We start from the raw sequence: 1,559 nt of genomic DNA, 5'->3' as shown, positions 1-1,559 counted from the left end.
GTTTTCATTGTTTTTTCCTAAATTTCTTATAAAGCTTAAAAACTCTATAAGGCAATAAGAATAATCTACCTTTATACCAATTTTTACTAGCCTTAATAAATTCTTCTCCTAATTTATAAGAAAAATGATTTTTTATTTTTAAAGCTTCATTATAATCATCATATGAACTTAAAGGAGGTAAAGCTAAATTTGGATTTTTCTTTACTTTAAATTTATAAGCTTTTTGTTCTTGTTTATGTGAAATAACAATACTTAATATTATAAAAGGTAAAGATAAAAAACCGAATACACTTTTAGAATTTAAAATCAAAGCTTGTCCTAGTTTATAAGAAAGTTGGTTTTGAATTCTTAAAAGAGCTCCTATGTTTTTATGAGTCGGAGTAAAATCAGCAGAACATCTTTTTTTATCTCTTAGTTCAAAATTAATATGAGCTCCCTTTCCTCTTCTATAAGCATATTTTAAAGGTTGAGAAAAAATATAATCAAAAAACATCAGTGTCTTTTCTTTGGCATATTGGATAGGATCAAAATTGTTTAAAAATATAGGTTCTTTTAACATTGAAAAATATAATTCATCATTGTTATCAATCAATTTAATATGATCAATCAATTCATTCCAAGTGCTAAAATTATGGGCATTTATGAAAGCTTTTGGATTTATTTTATAATCCAATAATTCTTCTGGAATTTTAGGTATTCTTTGATCTATTTCTGCACAAGGTGTCAATTTTTCTTTTATACCCAAACCACATCTTAAGCTAGTATCTCCCCAATAAATAGGAATACAACCAGCTGCAAATGCTTGAAAAATTTTTTCAGAAGTATAGCCTGGAGCGCTAGAATTTTCAAAACAAATATTAAATTTATAATTTTGAAGCCATTTTCTTTTTGTTATATTAAAATCTTCACCATATCTATCGCCTATTGGACCGCCTATGTTATTTCTATATCTACCGCCAGAGTCAATATGCTTATATAAAGATAGCTTATCTATAAAATGATCCCTAGGAGTCCATTCTGGTCTACCCGGGTCTGTAATTAAATAAGCACAAAATTTTTTTCTTTTTTCAAAATTATTATAATATAAATGTTTTTGACATGCCATCTCTATATCATCTTTAAGCCACAAAAACTGAAAAGGTAGTCTAATATGTCTATCCGCAAAAGATAAATAATCAAAATCTATGCCATAATCAGCTATATTCCAATTTGTTCTTCTATTTTCTTCTGTATAAAGAATTCTTATGCAATTATAATTTGTATGTCTATTAAATTCGAAAACACTATAAATAATATAATCGGGATCATTACTATACACTATGTTGTATTTTTCACATAGCAATTTAATCAAATAATGATTATAAAAATTTTCTTCATTATCCTCAAGATACCAATCAACCAGCCTTAATTTAATTATCCGCTTGTTAGTCATTTTTTATCCTGTAATTTAAGCTTAAGCTTAAATTTTATCATTAAATAATATAATTTTAACTTAAATAATTTTGCAACCAACCAAAGCCATTTTTAAAGGAAAACCCCATGCATAACCCAAATTCAGC

At 26.2% G+C, this 1,559-nt stretch carries 1 protein-coding gene; it reads right to left on the bottom strand.

Annotation, left to right across the window (positions count from 1 at the left end; translation table 11 throughout):
- Positions 1 to 4 precede the first annotated feature (4 nt).
- Positions 5 to 1,432 carry a glycosyltransferase family 10 domain-containing protein gene (locus AJN58_RS09720; RefSeq protein ID WP_079860606.1) on the bottom strand — a complete coding sequence of 476 codons (1,428 nt, stop codon included), beginning with the start codon at positions 1,430 to 1,432 and terminating at the stop codon, positions 5 to 7.
- Between the last annotated feature and the right edge of the window lie 127 nt (positions 1,433 to 1,559).

The organism is Campylobacter sp. BCW_4321, assembly GCF_001763075.1.
Lineage (GTDB): Bacteria > Campylobacterota > Campylobacteria > Campylobacterales > Campylobacteraceae > Campylobacter_D > Campylobacter_D jejuni.
This window is presented reverse-complemented; position numbering and strand designations above follow the sequence as displayed.